This is a genomic window from Moorena sp. SIO3B2 (assembly GCF_010692525.1).
GTDB classification, from domain to species: domain Bacteria; phylum Cyanobacteriota; class Cyanobacteriia; order Cyanobacteriales; family Coleofasciculaceae; genus Moorena; species Moorena producens.
On record NZ_JAAHHE010000025.1, the window covers coordinates 1 to 14,955 of the forward strand.

At 45.6% G+C, this 14,955-nt stretch carries 11 protein-coding genes; 6 read left to right on the plus strand and 5 right to left on the minus strand.

Annotation, left to right across the window (positions count from 1 at the left end):
• Positions 1-98: 98 nt before the first annotated feature.
• The 5 genes from F6K38_RS08770 to F6K38_RS08790 form a co-directional block, all read right to left on the minus strand.
• Positions 99-281: a hypothetical protein gene (locus F6K38_RS08770; protein WP_131826829.1), complete on the minus strand. Its 183-nt coding sequence runs from the start codon at positions 279-281 to the stop codon at positions 99-101.
• A 285-nt stretch (positions 282-566) separates the two neighbouring features.
• The gene (locus tag F6K38_RS08775) at positions 567-2,198 is read right to left on the minus strand and encodes an Hsp70 family protein (protein WP_287356456.1); all 1,632 of its coding nucleotides are present in this window, start codon (positions 2,196-2,198) and stop codon (positions 567-569) included.
• Positions 2,199-2,415: 217 nt separating this feature from the next.
• Entirely contained in the window at positions 2,416-4,041 is a 1,626-nt protein-coding gene (locus F6K38_RS08780) for a DUF2079 domain-containing protein (RefSeq protein WP_287356458.1), read from the minus strand.
• Positions 4,042-4,464: 423 nt separating this feature from the next.
• Positions 4,465-6,027, minus strand: a complete 1,563-nt coding sequence (locus F6K38_RS08785; protein ID WP_287252521.1) for an ATP-binding protein — start codon at positions 6,025-6,027, stop codon at positions 4,465-4,467.
• Positions 6,027-7,622, minus strand: a complete 1,596-nt coding sequence (locus F6K38_RS08790; protein ID WP_287296896.1) for a sensor histidine kinase — start codon at positions 7,620-7,622, stop codon at positions 6,027-6,029. Before F6K38_RS08790 ends, F6K38_RS08785 begins: the two co-directional genes overlap by 1 nt.
• 89 nt (positions 7,623-7,711) lie before the next feature.
• Here F6K38_RS08790 and dxs point away from each other — a divergent pair, with 89 nt between their 5' ends.
• The 6 genes from dxs to F6K38_RS08820 all read left to right on the plus strand — a co-directional run bounded on the left by dxs (position 7,712) and on the right by F6K38_RS08820 (position 14,939).
• Complete coding sequence (gene dxs / locus F6K38_RS08795) at positions 7,712-9,619, plus strand: 1-deoxy-D-xylulose-5-phosphate synthase (protein ID WP_287252519.1); 1,908 nt, start codon at positions 7,712-7,714, stop codon at positions 9,617-9,619.
• 102 nt (positions 9,620-9,721) lie between these two features.
• Positions 9,722-10,783 carry an S-methyl-5-thioribose-1-phosphate isomerase gene (mtnA, locus tag F6K38_RS08800; RefSeq protein ID WP_008191309.1) on the plus strand — a complete coding sequence of 354 codons (1,062 nt, stop codon included), beginning with the start codon at positions 9,722-9,724 and terminating at the stop codon, positions 10,781-10,783.
• Positions 10,784-11,394: 611 nt separating this feature from the next.
• On the plus strand, positions 11,395-12,015 hold the full coding sequence (locus F6K38_RS08805) for a L,D-transpeptidase family protein (RefSeq protein ID WP_287356460.1): 621 nt from the start codon (positions 11,395-11,397) through the stop codon (positions 12,013-12,015).
• Positions 12,016-12,347: 332 nt separating this feature from the next.
• Positions 12,348-13,088 carry a cytochrome c biogenesis protein CcdA gene (locus tag F6K38_RS08810; RefSeq protein WP_287251388.1) on the plus strand — a complete coding sequence of 247 codons (741 nt, stop codon included), beginning with the start codon at positions 12,348-12,350 and terminating at the stop codon, positions 13,086-13,088.
• Between the two features lie 11 nt (positions 13,089-13,099).
• A complete protein-coding gene (locus F6K38_RS08815) occupies positions 13,100-13,285 on the plus strand; it encodes a hypothetical protein (RefSeq protein WP_008191315.1) in 186 nt (61 codons plus the stop codon).
• A 211-nt stretch (positions 13,286-13,496) separates the two neighbouring features.
• Positions 13,497-14,939: a cytochrome c biogenesis protein gene (locus tag F6K38_RS08820; RefSeq protein WP_287251387.1), complete on the plus strand. Its 1,443-nt coding sequence runs from the start codon at positions 13,497-13,499 to the stop codon at positions 14,937-14,939.
• The last annotated feature ends 16 nt before the right edge of the window (positions 14,940-14,955 follow it).

Here is a 14,955-nt window from a genome sequence, read left to right on the forward strand (position 1 = left end):
ATACCGGTTGTGGTTGCTGATAAAATCATAGAGCGGTCTCCTACTAAAACCTTACTGTTATCAACACCTAACTAAAATGTAAGCTATCAGCTTATGCGCTACTTGAGGTGCTTTTGAATAAAACAGGTAAGCATTGCTTTAATCTGAGTTAAGCCACAGCATCGTTCGCACAGCGTGGCCGTTCGCGTAGCGTGGCCAAAAGGCCAAAAGGCCAAGGCCAAAGCCTGTGCCACGGCTGACAGCTGAACACTGACAGCATGAACATTTGGATTGATGCCCAACTGCCTCCAACATTAGCAACAAGCCCTTGGGTGGTGCGTTACGGGACGGGCTATTTCAATACTAGCGCTAGGTTTTAACATGAGGGCAAGCCCGCCCCTAACTCACCCTACGCACGACGCACGACTGCCTCCAACATTAGCAGCGAGCCCTTGGGTGGTGCGTTACGGGACGGGCTATTTCAACACTAGCGCTAGGTTTTAACATGAGGGCAAGCCCGCCCCTAACTCACCCTACGCACTATCACCTACTATTTATAAGTGTTCAACGGAAGATGATATGAAAAATTAACTTAACTGAGCCACTACCTGATTTGTCAATAAGGTTTCATTGGTAAGTAAATCATCAACAGTAACTCTCAAGTAACGTTCAGCATCAACTTGAAACTGGAGTTTAATGCGATCGCTTCCGGGATTGCCCAGGGGTGTTAAGTTAGCCAGACTTCTTGCCCCATCCCTATCATTGAGGGGTTGCACAGCGTTTTCGCCCTGGCCTAACTGACGAGTAATTAAGCGATCGCCTTCAAAATAAATCTCTGTGCCACCAGTTTGGGAGCCTAACTCTCCTAAAATTAGCTCTATACTCGGTTGATTCTCTACCGATGCTCCTAAGAATAGTTCTACTGGCTCACTCATGGGGTAAGGCTGTCCTTCTCTAATGATTGAGTGCCAGTTGTGACGCTTTAACCGTCTATCCCAATAGCGAATTCCGTAGCTATGGTAGAGGAAATCTTGGACTTCGATACCTTGGCTGAGCTGAAGTGCGCCAGTTGCGATCGCTTCAAAAGGTTTTTGGCAACGAACCTTGCTTGAATCGAAATACCGGTTTACCCATGCCTGAACTGCTGGGATCTTCACCGTCCCACCCACTAACAAGACACCATCTATATCTGGCACTTCTATACCGCTGCGTCTTGCCTGTTGCAGCACTTCCGTCATCTTATCATCAAGGGTATCAAAAAACTGGTGTTCTTTGAGAATAGTTTCAAAAGTCTCCCGGTCTAGTTTTAGTTCGTAACTCTCAAAGGTTTCATCATTAAAATAGACTTCTGTAGCTTCAGACTGCTCAGATAGTTGAATTTTCAGGCGTTCTGCTAGTCGAGTAGTCAAAGGCGATCGCATTAACCCTTGAGTTTCCACAAAATAATCCACCAGCCAGTTATCAATATCTGTCCCACCCAAATTTTGTCCCACTTTCGCCAGCACACGGGCAATTTTCACCTTCTGGCTAGACCCTTCACCAAAGGACTTTTCCCCCCACTTAAGAATAAACCCGAGAGGTTTTTTATTCCCTTGAGCCTCCTGATTCAGCTGCACCAGAGATAAATCCAGGGTGCCACCACCAAAGTCTATAACTAGCAGAGTATCCCCTTCCGCAATACCATAGCCCAAAGCAGCCGCTGTCGGTTCATCCAGCATCCTCACCTGTTCCACTGGCAAGGATTGACAGATTGTACTAAGCCAATGGCGGTAAGCTTCAAAGCTATCCACAGGCACAGTCAGAATCACCGATTCAATGGCAGAATCCCCCGCCTCGGACTGGAGGGCTGATAGCTGTTCAATAATTTGGTTGAGGAACCATTCCCCAACTTGTTCAAAGGTGATCACGGTGCCATCCAGTTCTGGCAGAAATCCCTGAACCTCAGCACCAATCCCCCGTTTGAAGCTGCGGAAGAATCGAGGGTCACTGCTGAGGTCCAAACCGCGATCGCGTACTGCCTGTCCAACCATAACCTTACCCTGAGCAGCATCTTCCACATACACCAAACTGGGAATTAAGGGAGGATTTTGACTAAGTTGCAGTGCAAGTCCTGGTAAAGTGATAGTTTCTGGCGTTTCGGTGACTGGGTTCCAGCGAGTGATTACCGTATTGCTCGTGCCAAAGTCAATAGCGTAGGACGTAGTACTGGTGCTAGGCATTAATGTTTATTGAACCGATCTTATTAATATTATTTATTAATAAATATCAGTTTATGGCCGAACCACTCAATAGCCAGGAGACCTGTACCCAGGAAGACAGTTTAGCAATCCGTGTCGGAATTGTCAGAATTTTTGATGCCATCTTGCCGATTCCCGACTCCGTGTTCCCCTCCTGGGAGGGGTTAGGGGTGGGTTCCTATTCCCTTTGCTATTACAATTATGCTCCTGTAGTTGAGACATCTAACTCTTGCCTAAAGCTTAGCCATGCTCTCATAGCCTCTGGATTAGATGCTACTCCTTTTTGCATCAAAATCACACCATCTTTAAAACCAATGATGCCATACTCGTTAGTCTTGGTGACCCGGTCAATCATGTTAACTAAAGAGCGCAACCGCTGACCATCATGCTTAAAGGCAATTTGATAGCGTTGTAACCGCCATAAATCTGCGATCGCATAATCCACCTTCACCACCTCGCCATTATCATTGCGCAACTGTAAATCTGCTAAGCGGATAATTTCCCGACGTCCTGACAAATGAGGGACTAGATAGGTAGTAGCTGAGACACTAGCATTTGGGGGAATCTGAGCCAGTAATGACCGGATCGACCCCACACGAGACCACTGTTGGGTTAACGGCACATAGACGAAGGGTTGGTAGGAATCGGGAAGGAGGAAATAAAAGGTTCGATTTGGGCTAGAGGTAATAGTCAACACTACCGCAAGGGTTAGACAAAAAATCCAAAAGCGCCGAAACTTAGACCTAGCCGAGATCACAGCTTGACTAAATTGGGTATGAGCTGACCACCAAAGTATCGCGCCATAGAATAGCCCAGGTACTACGGTCATCGCATAGCGGATATTAATCGCAAGCACTGATTGACCTTTACCCAACAGAAGTTTTAGCAAGGGAAATGCTGCGATAGACCAAGAAGCGGGAGCAATAGCTGGTATAAATGCTAATGGTAACCATTGACCTAATAAATACTGAATGGTGCCAAAAAAGGGAGTAAACAGTTCTACTAGTAAACGCCAAGGATTAGTCAGCATACCCTTAATAATTTCCAGAGTAGACGCCTCATCCCCATCAGCGTACTGACCAAAACGCTCGATCATGAACCGTTGAGAAATATCTTCCGAAAATAGGGGCATAATTAGATTGGTCAAGACAAGTATGTAACCGAAACTGAGGGTACAAACTGCCAGACCAATGCGAGGGTAGCGCCGACTGACTATTAAATAGAATCCCACACCAAACAAACCTATCCCGGAATCTTCCCGTACAGCTAAAATCAAAATTGCCAGCAACCAAAACAGCCACCACCAGCGTTTTTCCATAGCTAGCAGTAGCCCAAATACAAATAGCGGAATTTGGCAGATGTCATGGAAATTGGCTAAGGTCGGACCGAGAATAGCATTAGCACAGTAAAAGCTAACCGTAATCATTGCTGCTAACATCGGTTGCAGATACTGTCTAGCCAGGATATACAAAACTACACCAGCAGCTGTTACCAACGTTACCTGCAAAACGGTTAGGGTAGCGGGAAATGGAAACAAAGCATATAACGGTAACCAAAGTAACAGGGCGGGAGTAAAATGTTGCCCTAATCGGTGGTAATAGACATTTGGAACTTCCCCATTATGAACTACATTAGTAGACAGCTGGGATGAAAGAGTACTCTGAAAGAAGCGACCGTGAATTCCATTCCAGAAGACTTGATTAAAAATTCCTTGATCGTAGGAAGAATAAAAAGTATAGTGTCGATGTAGAGTAAAAATTAAGGTGAATAAAAAAAATGCGATCGCCGCAGTAATAACAAGTTTTAACCCAGGTTTTTTGGTCATTTTTCCTTTGTCATTTGTCCTTGGTATTAAGCTCCAGAAAGTTTCGCTTTTTTAAAACTACTCTTGTTTTCAACACACCCTCACGCTTATCGGGAAAAAGATCTAGCGTTTCTCATAGCTATGAGGTACAAATATTTTTTTACCTCTTGCCTCTTGCCTCTTGCCTTCCCCTCCTGGGAGGGGTTAGGGGTGGGTTGCTCTTGCCTTCCCCTCCTGGGAGGGGTTAGGGGTGGGTTCCTCTTGCCTTCCCCTCCTGGGAGGGGTTAGGGGTGGGTTGCTCTTGCCTTCCCCTCCTGGGAGGAGTTAGGGGTGGGTTCCTCTTGCCTTCCCCTCCTGGGAGGGGTTAGGGGTGGGTTCCTCTTGTCTGCTCCCTGCTCCCTAAAGCCCATAATTTTGACCTCATTAGTTTGAGAATTGCTATAGCTAATTGCGACTACTCCCGAGCCATTCCGAATCAGAACTTCTCACCTCAGACCTCTGACCTCTGACTTCCCCATTACTTACTATGGGAATTTTAATCGTAAATGTTGTCCCAACGCCCACTTCGCTAGTCAGTTCAATCTCTCCCTGATGCTGTTCCACACAGCGTTTCACAATCGATAGTCCCAGACCAGTCCCTTGAATTGTCCCCACATTTTTGGCTCGATAAAAAGACTCGAAAATTTTCTTTTGGTCTGCTTCAGCAATCCCAATTCCTTTATCCTGGATGCGGAACACAACCAACTGCTGTTTCAGATCACAAGTTAGGTTAAAGGTCACGATTTCATGAGAAGGAGAATACTTCAAAGCATTGGTAAGCAGATTAGTTATAATGTAATGTATAAGTTTATCATCCATACAGACTTCTGTATAGACCCCGTCAGAGGTAAAAACAATCCGGTTGCGGCTGGCTTGATCTAGGCATAGTTCTGCAATTAAATCCTGGCAGAATTGCTCTAAGTTCATCGGAGTTGGAATAAATTCTAGCCGACCTACTTCAGCTTGACCGATTAGCAACACCTCTTCCATCAACTCAGTCATGCGCTCTACTGAAAGAGTAATTCGTTTTAGATAACGCTGCTTTTGCTCCTGAGTGGCCAGATTACCATAGCGCTTAAGTAATTCAGCGGCAGTTAGGATCACACTGAGGGGATTACGGAATTCGTGGCAAACGGTGGAGACGAACTGGGAGCGGAAATCTTGGATTTCTTGCTCTTTTGCCAACACCTGCTCTAACATTTCTGTCTGAGGATCCTCGCTGATATCCCAAAACGCGAGCACTACTCCATTCACGTTTCCCAGTTGGTCTTTTAGGGGTGAAGCACTATTACCAACAGGAATTCGACCACCGTCCTTTGCGATCAAAGCGTTATGCTCGCCCAGATAGACAACTTGTCCGGTCTTGATCACTTTATCTAGGGGATACTTGACTAGATTACCGGTCAGGTCATTAACAATTGGGAACACTGAGGTCACATCTCGCCCCCATACCTCCGATGCCTTCCAACCAGTCAGAGCTTCAGCGGGAGCATTCATAAAGGTAATGGTACCTTGGGTCGTGGTAGCAATAACTGCATCATCGATAGAGTTTAAAATGGATGCCAACTGAGCTTGGCTGTTCTGCAACGACTGCTCCATCTGGTATTGCTGGAGAGCCATTTCAATGGCAACCCGCAAGTCTCTCTCGTTAAACGGTTTGGTAACATAGCCAAAGGGTTGGGTAACCTTAGCCCGTTGCAAGGTATCTTCATCCCCATAGGCAGTTAAATAGACGATAGGAATACGTAAATGTTCACGAATTTGCCTAGCAGCAGTAATACCATCCATCTTGCCTTTGAGGAAAATGTCCATCAGCACTAAGTCAGGCTTAGTTTGAGCGGCTTTGGTAATGGCTTGAGAGCCAGATGAAGCAGTAGCTGATACCATATAACCCAGTTGCTTAAGCTGGCTAGCAATTGTCTTAGCAACAATAACTTCGTCTTCTACAACTAACACCCTGGTAACCACTATTGTTGTCCTATTGCTTCTACAATTGTTGCTGTTGAGAATACTATTCTGAAAGCTGTGCCCTCGCTATGGCCCTGAAACATACTCCCGTCTAGTTGCTCCGTTGCCAGGTCATAAACTAACGATAATCCTAAAGACTGGGTATTACGCCAATCTAACTCTTCTGGTAAACCAACCCCATTATCTCGGACAATCAATTCAACCTGATCGTCCCCGCTATGGTGCAATTCAATGTGAATCTCACCATAGCGTCCATTGGGAAACCCGTACTTCAGGGAATTGGATACCAGTTCATTGATGATTAGACCGCAAGGGATGGCCTGATCAATACTGAGGGAAATGGGTTCAATAGTCGTGTGCAACTGAATCCTATCGCTAGTTACTTGATAAGCTACCAGTAAGTTCACCGCTAGGTTCTGGATATAATCCACTACATCCAGGTTGCCTATCACTGAGGCACCATAAAGTTTCTTGTGAATGAGAGCCATGGCTTCAAGGCGATGGCGAGCTTCCGACAGGTGTACTCGGGTTTGGGGTTGATCTACTGTCAGAGATGGCAAGTGTAGTAAGCTAGAAACAATTTGTAAGTTGTTTTTGACCCGATGGTGAATTTCTTTGAGCAGCACCTCTTTCTCAACTAGGGTAGCTTTGAGGTTTTCCTCGACCTGTTTGAGCTGTGTGATGTCGATGGCTATGTTATGGATCCGAATTGGAGTGTTATTAGCATCTGTGAGGAGGTGAGCACGATGGCGAATCCAACTCACAGCTCCATCCGGTCGCAAAATTCTGTAGTCAATATCTTTGGCACCAGTTGACAGCAGGGTTTGGTGTGCCAGTTCATAGGTTTCGAGATCCTCTGGGTGAACCACTGATTCCCACAGGCGTAAGTTTCCGAAGAACTCAGTGATACTGCGACCATAGACTTGCTCGGTAGCACTGTTAAGATAAAGCAGTTTGTCAATCGAAGGATCAAAAGACCATACCACTGCTTCTAGGGAAGTCAGAATACTCTCAAGACGTTCTTGGCTCAACTGCCAGGCATGTTCATTTTCCCCCAATTCTTCTTCAAACTGCTGATTGACAGCAACTTCCTGCTGCCATCGCTGATTAGCTGCCACTAATTCCCCTTCTTTTTGACTCAACTGTTGGTGTAAGTCTTCGACCTTAGTAACAATAGCAGAGAGGATGGCTGGCATGGTGTGGGGGGTCACCACACGCACTACTTGACCTTGTTCATCCACTAGGGGTAGGTGACGAATCTGGTGTTGACGTAATCGGGACTCTACCAAAAAAATGTCCGGTTTCGCTATGATGGGCAAGGTAATTAACTCTTGAGTCATCACATCAGCGATGGAAACCCCTGAGTTGACCATTCCGGCTGATGCTACTTTGACCACATCCCGTTCTGTAAAAATGCCTACCAATTGCTGCTGCTGTACTACCAGCACATAACTCCTTCGAGTTTGATTCATCGTAGCGATCGCTTCCGTTACTGGAGTATCGGGAGCAATGGTGATCGGCTGCTGGTCGCAAGGAAAATTTACAATGGAAAGTTGACCAGAAATGCCATTTTTCAGGTAATCTTTAGCTTCCATATAACCCTTGAAGCGCCAAATTATTGGATACTTTTAGGGAGTCGAAAGATAAACATTAACACAATCCAGTAGCAATTCAAAGAGACGGTATGCATCTCAGTGAAATTACTCATCCAAATCAGTTGCACGGTCTATCGATTCGTCAACTAGAGGAAATTGCCCGTCAAATTCGCGAGAAACATCTCCAAACCATAGCTACTAGTGGTGGTCACTTAGGACCAGGCTTGGGAGTGGTAGAATTAACCTTAGGTCTGTATCAAACACTTGACCTTGACTATGATAAGGTAGTCTGGGACGTTGGACACCAAGCTTATCCCCACAAAATGCTCACGGGGCGCTATAACCGATTCCATACCCTACGGCAGAAAGATGGTATTGCTGGTTATCTAAAGCGCTGCGAGAATAAGTTTGATCACTTTGGAGCCGGTCATGCCTCCACCAGTATTTCTTCTGCTTTGGGTATGGCGATCGCCCGAGACCGCAAAGGGCAAAACTTCAAAGTGGCAGCAGTTATTGGTGATGGTGCTCTGACCGGTGGCATGGCTTTGGAAGCCATCAATCATGCAGGGCATTTACCCCATACTAAACTACTGGTGGTGCTCAATGATAATGAGATGTCCATCTCCCCCAATGTGGGGGCTATTCCCCGTTACCTCAACAAAGTGCGGCTTTCTGAGCCGATGCAGTTTCTTACTGACAATTTAGAGGAACAGTTCAAAAATCTCCCCTTTGTCGGTGAGTCTTTATCCCCAGACTTGCAACGGCTCAAGGAAGGGATGAAGCGTTTAGCCGTACCTAAGGTCGGAGCAGTATTTGAAGAACTTGGCTTTACTTACATCGGACCGGTAGATGGTCACAATCTAGAGGAGTTAATTTCCACCTTTACCAACGCCCACAAGCTAGATGGACCAGTGCTGGTGCATGTGGCAACTACGAAAGGCAAGGGGTATGCGATCGCAGAAGCGGACAAAGTGGGTTACCATGCCCAAAGTCCCTTCAACCTAGCTACGGGTAAAGCCCTTCCAGCTAAAAAACCCAAACCCCCCGGCTATTCCAAAGTTTTTGCCCACACCCTAGTCACACTAGCTCAGAATAATCCCAAAATCATTGGCATCACGGCAGCTATGGCTACCGGGACAGGGTTGAATAAATTGCAAGAAAAACTCCCTGACCAATACATAGATGTGGGGATTGCGGAACAACACGCCGTCACCCTAGCAGCTGGCCTAGCCTGTGAAGGAATGCGACCGGTTGCAGCTATTTACTCCACCTTCTTACAACGGGCTTACGACCAAATTATTCACGACGTTTGTATCCAAAACCTACCGGTCTTTTTCTGCCTCGACCGTGCAGGAATTGTGGGTGCTGATGGCCCTACTCACCAAGGGATGTATGATATCTCCTATTTGCGATGCATTCCCAATATGGTAATTATGGCTCCCAAAGACGAAGCTGAACTGCAACGTATGGTAGTTACAGGAATAAACCACACCGATGGTCCGATTGCCATGCGCTATCCTCGGGGTAGTGGCTATGGCGTTCCCCTGATGGAAGATGGTTGGGAAGCACTACCCATTGGTAAAGCAGAACTCTTGCGTAATGGTGACGACCTGTTAATGGTAGGGTACGGCACTATGGTTTACACCGCCATGCAAACCGCTGAAATTCTTAGCGAGCATGGTATTGAAGCAACGGTGATTAATGCTCGTTTTGTCAAGCCCCTAGATACAGAATTAATCTTCCCCTTGGCTCAGAAAATTGGTCGTGTAGTTACCCTAGAAGAAGGGTGCTTAATGGGTGGCTTTGGTTCAGCGGTGGCAGAAGCACTCATGGACAATGATATATTAGTTCCCCTCAAGCGCTTTGGTGTACCGGATCAATTAGTGGATCATGCCAAGCCCGATGAATCAAAAGCTGATTTGGGGCTGACTGGCTCTCAAATTGCTGAACAGATCAGGGCAGCGTTCTTTAATAGACAGCCATCTTCTGTTAGTTAATCTATCAATGTTAACAGTTGACAGTTAACTGTTAACTGTTAACCGTTAACAAAATAGCAATTAACAATTAACAATTAACAATTAACAATATATCGAACTTATATGAACCCATCCACATACCAAGTTTATCCCGTTGTTTGGGAAAACGACCGAGTTATCCTCATTGACCAAAACCGCTTACCCGGCAAATATTCCATTGTAGAAATCAGCCGCTGTGAAGATATGGTTGAGGCGATTAAAACTATGATTGTTCGGGGAGCGCCAGCTATTGGAGTAGCAGCGGCTTATGGCATTTACCTTGGCGCAAGAGAGATTAAAACAAAAGAACGTAAGGCTTTCCTCGCAGAGCTTGAAATTGTAGCGCAACAGTTGCGGCAAACTCGTCCTACAGCCGTGAATTTGTTTTGGGCAATCATGCGGATGCTTAAAAATGCCTATGAAACGATCGGGACAGTAGAAGAGATTAAAGCTTCCTTACTTGAAACAGCTCAACAAATTCAGCTGGAGGATTTACAAACCTGTCAATCCATAGGCGATCGCGGATTAGAAGTATTACCGACAACCCCCGACAAACTCTGTCTTCTGACCCATTGTAATGCAGGAGCGTTGGCAACAGCTGGGTATGGTACTGCCTTGGGAGTGGTGCGTTCGGCCTGGCGGGATGGGCGATTAGCCAGATTATATGCTGACGAAACCCGCCCCCGCTTGCAAGGTGCTAGGTTAACGACCTGGGAATGCGTCGAAGAAGGTATTCCGGTTACTTTAATTACCGATAGCATGGCCGCCCATTGTATGAAACAAGGGCTAATTGATGCGGTTGTAGTGGGAGCTGATCGCATTGCTGCCAATGGGGATACGGCTAACAAAATTGGTACCTATAGTGTAGCTCTGATTGCTCAAGCTCATCAGATACCTTTCTTTGTGGCTGCTCCGATCTCAACCATTGATTTTCAGCTATCTACTGGCGAAGAGATTCCCATTGAAGAACGTCACCCCTCAGAAATTTATCAGATTGGGGAGACAGTGATTTGTCCTCCTAAAGTGGAATTTTATAACCCAGCTTTTGATGTAACTCCAGCGGAGTTAATCACTGCCATTATTACTGAAAAAGGCGCATTAGCCCCCAGTGAGCTGTCACAACTTAACATTAAGCAGTCAGTTTGAAATCTATCTTGGTTTTAGGGATTAGGGATTAGGGAGTAGGGAGCGGTGCGACCCGTGGCGAATTTAATTACGGGTCAAGCGCACCGAGGGAGTGGGGAGTCGGGGTAATAAAATTGAATGTACCTGATAAGGAGTGAGAAACGCTATAACTGACCCAACTATGTTTGAGTCAGTTCCTTAGTTCAGCAACCTCTAAAGGATAAAGTCCGATAGCTATGGGTGTTTAGATCATGGGTGTTTAGATCATGGGTGTTTATAGCAATTATCATAGCTATGAGGTACACAATTTCGGGATTTTAGGTAATAGGTAATAGGTAATAGGTAATAGGTAATAGTAATAGGTAATAGTAATAGGGATGCGCTGCATCAAGAGGTGCGACCCGTGGCGAATTTAATTCTTAATGGTAAGAGCGCACCTAACAGGGAATCAGCTTCAAAGAATACTGTACCTCATAACTGTGAGAAACGCTATAGATCATGGGTGTTTAGATCATGGGTGTTTAGATCAAAGCCCTGCAGCTGTAGAACCGTCAACAGTCAACGCTCAACAGTGAACAAAACATGATCAATTAAAATATGCACATAAAATATCAAATAGCTAAGAGGAAATCGTGAACGGAAAACTTTCCACCCAACACTTAATTGTGTGCGGCTTAGGTGTAGCTATCCCGTTATTCTACGCAGAGGTAGCCACCGCCGCCGCTGATCTAACCAATACTAGTGTAACTAACTGGAAAAAAATTCAGTATGAAAGCTTTCTGCCAAGGCTTGAAACACCAGAATTGTCGTCGCCTCTCGAAGAAGTCAATCACTATCTGCGGCAAGAAGAAGAATTCTTTAATAATACCCCTCGTTTAGTGATTAAACTAAGTGAGCGTCGTCTTTATGTTTATCGAGGAGATAAACTCGAAGCCAGTTATCCAGTTGCCATCGGTCAGCCTGGTTGGGAAACCCCTACAGGCAATTTCCAAGTGACACAGATGGTTCAAAATCCAGTTTGGAAGCATCCTCTAACTGGTGAAGTCGTTGCTCCAGGACCAGAAAACCCTCTTGGTCCAAGGTGGATGGCATTTTGGAGTGATGGAACAAACTACATCGGGTTTCATGGTACCAATGATGAGGAACTGGTGGGACAAGCAGTGTCTCACGGTTGCATCCGGATGCGTAATGATGATGTCAAAGCTTTGTATAACAGAGTGGCTTTGGGAACATCTGTAACAGTACAGGAATAGTTATTGTTGACAGCTGCCCCTAGCTAAAGCTAGGGGATTGAGGCAGCTTGATCAGGGTGGGCACAAGATGGTGATTCAAGCTTTTTGGTATATATAGCAGAAGTCAGAAGTCATTTGTCAGAAGTCATTTGTCAGAAGTAAAACTCTTGCGCTTCTTGATGCAGTCGCTCATGGGGGAAACCCCCAAGACCGCGCTGCATCGCTTACAAAGGGTGTGAGACTTTTGTCATGTCCTAACTGCCCTGGCGACTGCTATATCCCTGGGATTTGGCCACTCTACTTGAGGGGTTCAATACGCTAAAATTCAAGCAAACTGGGTGTTAAAATTCCCTATGCTTGACACATTCTCGACTCAACTCTATCAACTCCAACAATTCGCTAATAACCTGGTTGACAGCCAACTGACTCACCTGAGCCTAGTCAGCATAGCCATCATCTTTGCTGCTGGGTTGCTGACTAGCCTAACCCCCTGTATGCTATCAATGCTACCGATCACGATTGGCTACATCGGTGGTTATGAAAATCAAGGACGGCTGCAAGCTGCTACCCAATCGGTATGGTTTTCCTTAGGCTTAGCCACAACCTTAGCTGCATTAGGAATTATCGCAGCATCTATCGGGCGAGTCTATGGTCAAATCGGTGTTGGCTTACCGATTATTGTGAGCCTAATCGCCATTATTATGGGGTTGAATTTACTAGAAGCACTACCGCTACAGTTTCCAAGTTGGGGTGGTATGGATTGGATTTCCCAGGAATGGCCGAAAGGGTTACGCTCTTATCTCATTGGTTTGACCTTCGGTTTAGTTGCGTCTCCTTGCAGTACACCGGTATTAGCAACGTTACTGGCTTGGGTTGTCTCAACTAAAGATTTAGTGTTAGGTGGTGCCTTGCTGTTGTCTTATACAGCTGGTTATGTGGCACCCTTGATCTTGGCAGGTACGTTTACTGCTTCAATTAAACGATTATTAGAATTGCGACAGTGGTCGAGTTGGATTACACCAGTAAGTGGTGCGCTATTGGTGGCATTTGGTGTGTTTTCGTTGTTGTCTCGGATTCCTGTGGGAATTTTTTGACTGAGTACTGAGTGCGTCGTAAGCTATCAGCTATCAGCTATCAGCTATCAGCTATCAGTTATCAGCTATCAGCTATCAGTTATCAGCTATCAGCTATCAGCTATCAGCTATCAGCTATCAGTTATCAGCTATCAGCTATCAGTTATCAGCTATCAGCTATCAGCTTATGCGCTACGCGCAATGGACTTTTCTGGTGACTTTCAATTATCATAAATCTCGAACTATTAAATTCTCTCGTTTGCGCACGCTACGGGAACGGCGCACGCTACGCTGGGTTTATTTTAAGCTGACCGCTGACCGCTGACCGCTGACCGCTGACCGCTGACTGCTGACCGCTGAATGCTACTGAGATTCTTTTCATAAATCTGCTCATCCTATTCAGAAAACAAGTAATTAACTAGACTGAATATGACTTTAGAAAACTCATCAGATAACTCATCAGATAACTCATCAAATAACTCATCAGATAACTCATCAAATAACTCATCAAATAACTCATCATTGAATAGTAGCAGTCGGTTGTGGCGTCGGTTAGTATCAGTGCTGGCTAACTTACGGCTAGCGATTATCTTGCTACTTGCGATCGCACTCTTTAGCATCAGCGGTACAGTTATTGAACAGGGGGAATCTCTGGCATTTTACCAAGCTAATTATCCTGAAGACCCAGCGTTGTTTGGTTTCCTGAGCTGGAAGGTGTTGTTGCTGCTAGGGTTAGATCATGTCTACCGGACTTGGTGGTTTTTGTCCTTATTAGTGTTATTCGGTAGTAGTCTGACCGCCTGTACCTTCACTCGTCAATTTCCAGCTTTAAAAGCAGCCCGGAATTGGAAGTTTTACAAAGAACCCCGCCAGTTTGGGAAACTTGCTTTGAGTGTAGAGTTGGACAAGGGGTCTTTTACTTCCCTCACTGAGTTGTTAGAGAAGCGGCGTTACAAGGTATTCCAAGAGGGGGATACTATCTACGCCCGTAAAGGAATTATCGGACGGATTGGTCCAATTGTAGTACATGCCAGTATGTTGATTATCCTGGGAGGGTCAATTTGGGGCTCAATGACAGGATTTACGGCTCAGGAAATGGTTACCAGTGGCAATACATTCCAAGTTAGAAACATTATTGATGCCGGTCCGTTTGCTTGGCCCCAAATCCCCAAAGATTTGTCAGTGCGGGTGAATCGTTTCTGGATTGATTACACTCCATCCGGGGATATTGATCAATTTTACTCCAATCTGTCAGTTTTGGATAGTCAAGGTGAGGACATTGACCAAGAGACTATCTATGTGAATAAGCCCCTAAGATATCGAGGTGTCACCTTTTACCAAACGGATTGGGGGATTGCTGGGGTTCAGGTGCAGTTGAATAATAGTCCAATTTTCCAGCTTCCCATGGCACAACTCCCCACTAATGGTGAGGGACGGATTTGGGGCACTTGGGTTCCCACAAAACCTGATTTAAGTGAAGGGGTATCCCTTTTAGCTAGGGATTTGCAGGGAACCCTGTTTGTTTATGATGGAACGGGTAATCTCGTTTCAAGTGTTCGTTCTGGTATGGGGATTAAGGTCAATGGGGTGATACTTAAAATTAAAGATGTCATCGGCAGCACTGGCTTACAAATTAAAGCTGACCCGGGTATTCCCTTTGTTTACACTGGCTTTGGTTTACTGATGTTAGGGGTACTGATGAGTTATGTCTCCCACTCTCAGATTTGGGCATTACAAAAAGGCGATCGCTTTTATATTGGTGGGAAAACCAATCGTGCTTTGGTCACCTTTGAACGGGAATTGATTGAGATTTTAGAGCAGGTGGGTGAATCCTCCCAGACGGTAGAACCTTTACTAGCTAAATCTGCTTAGTATGACCGCGATGCAG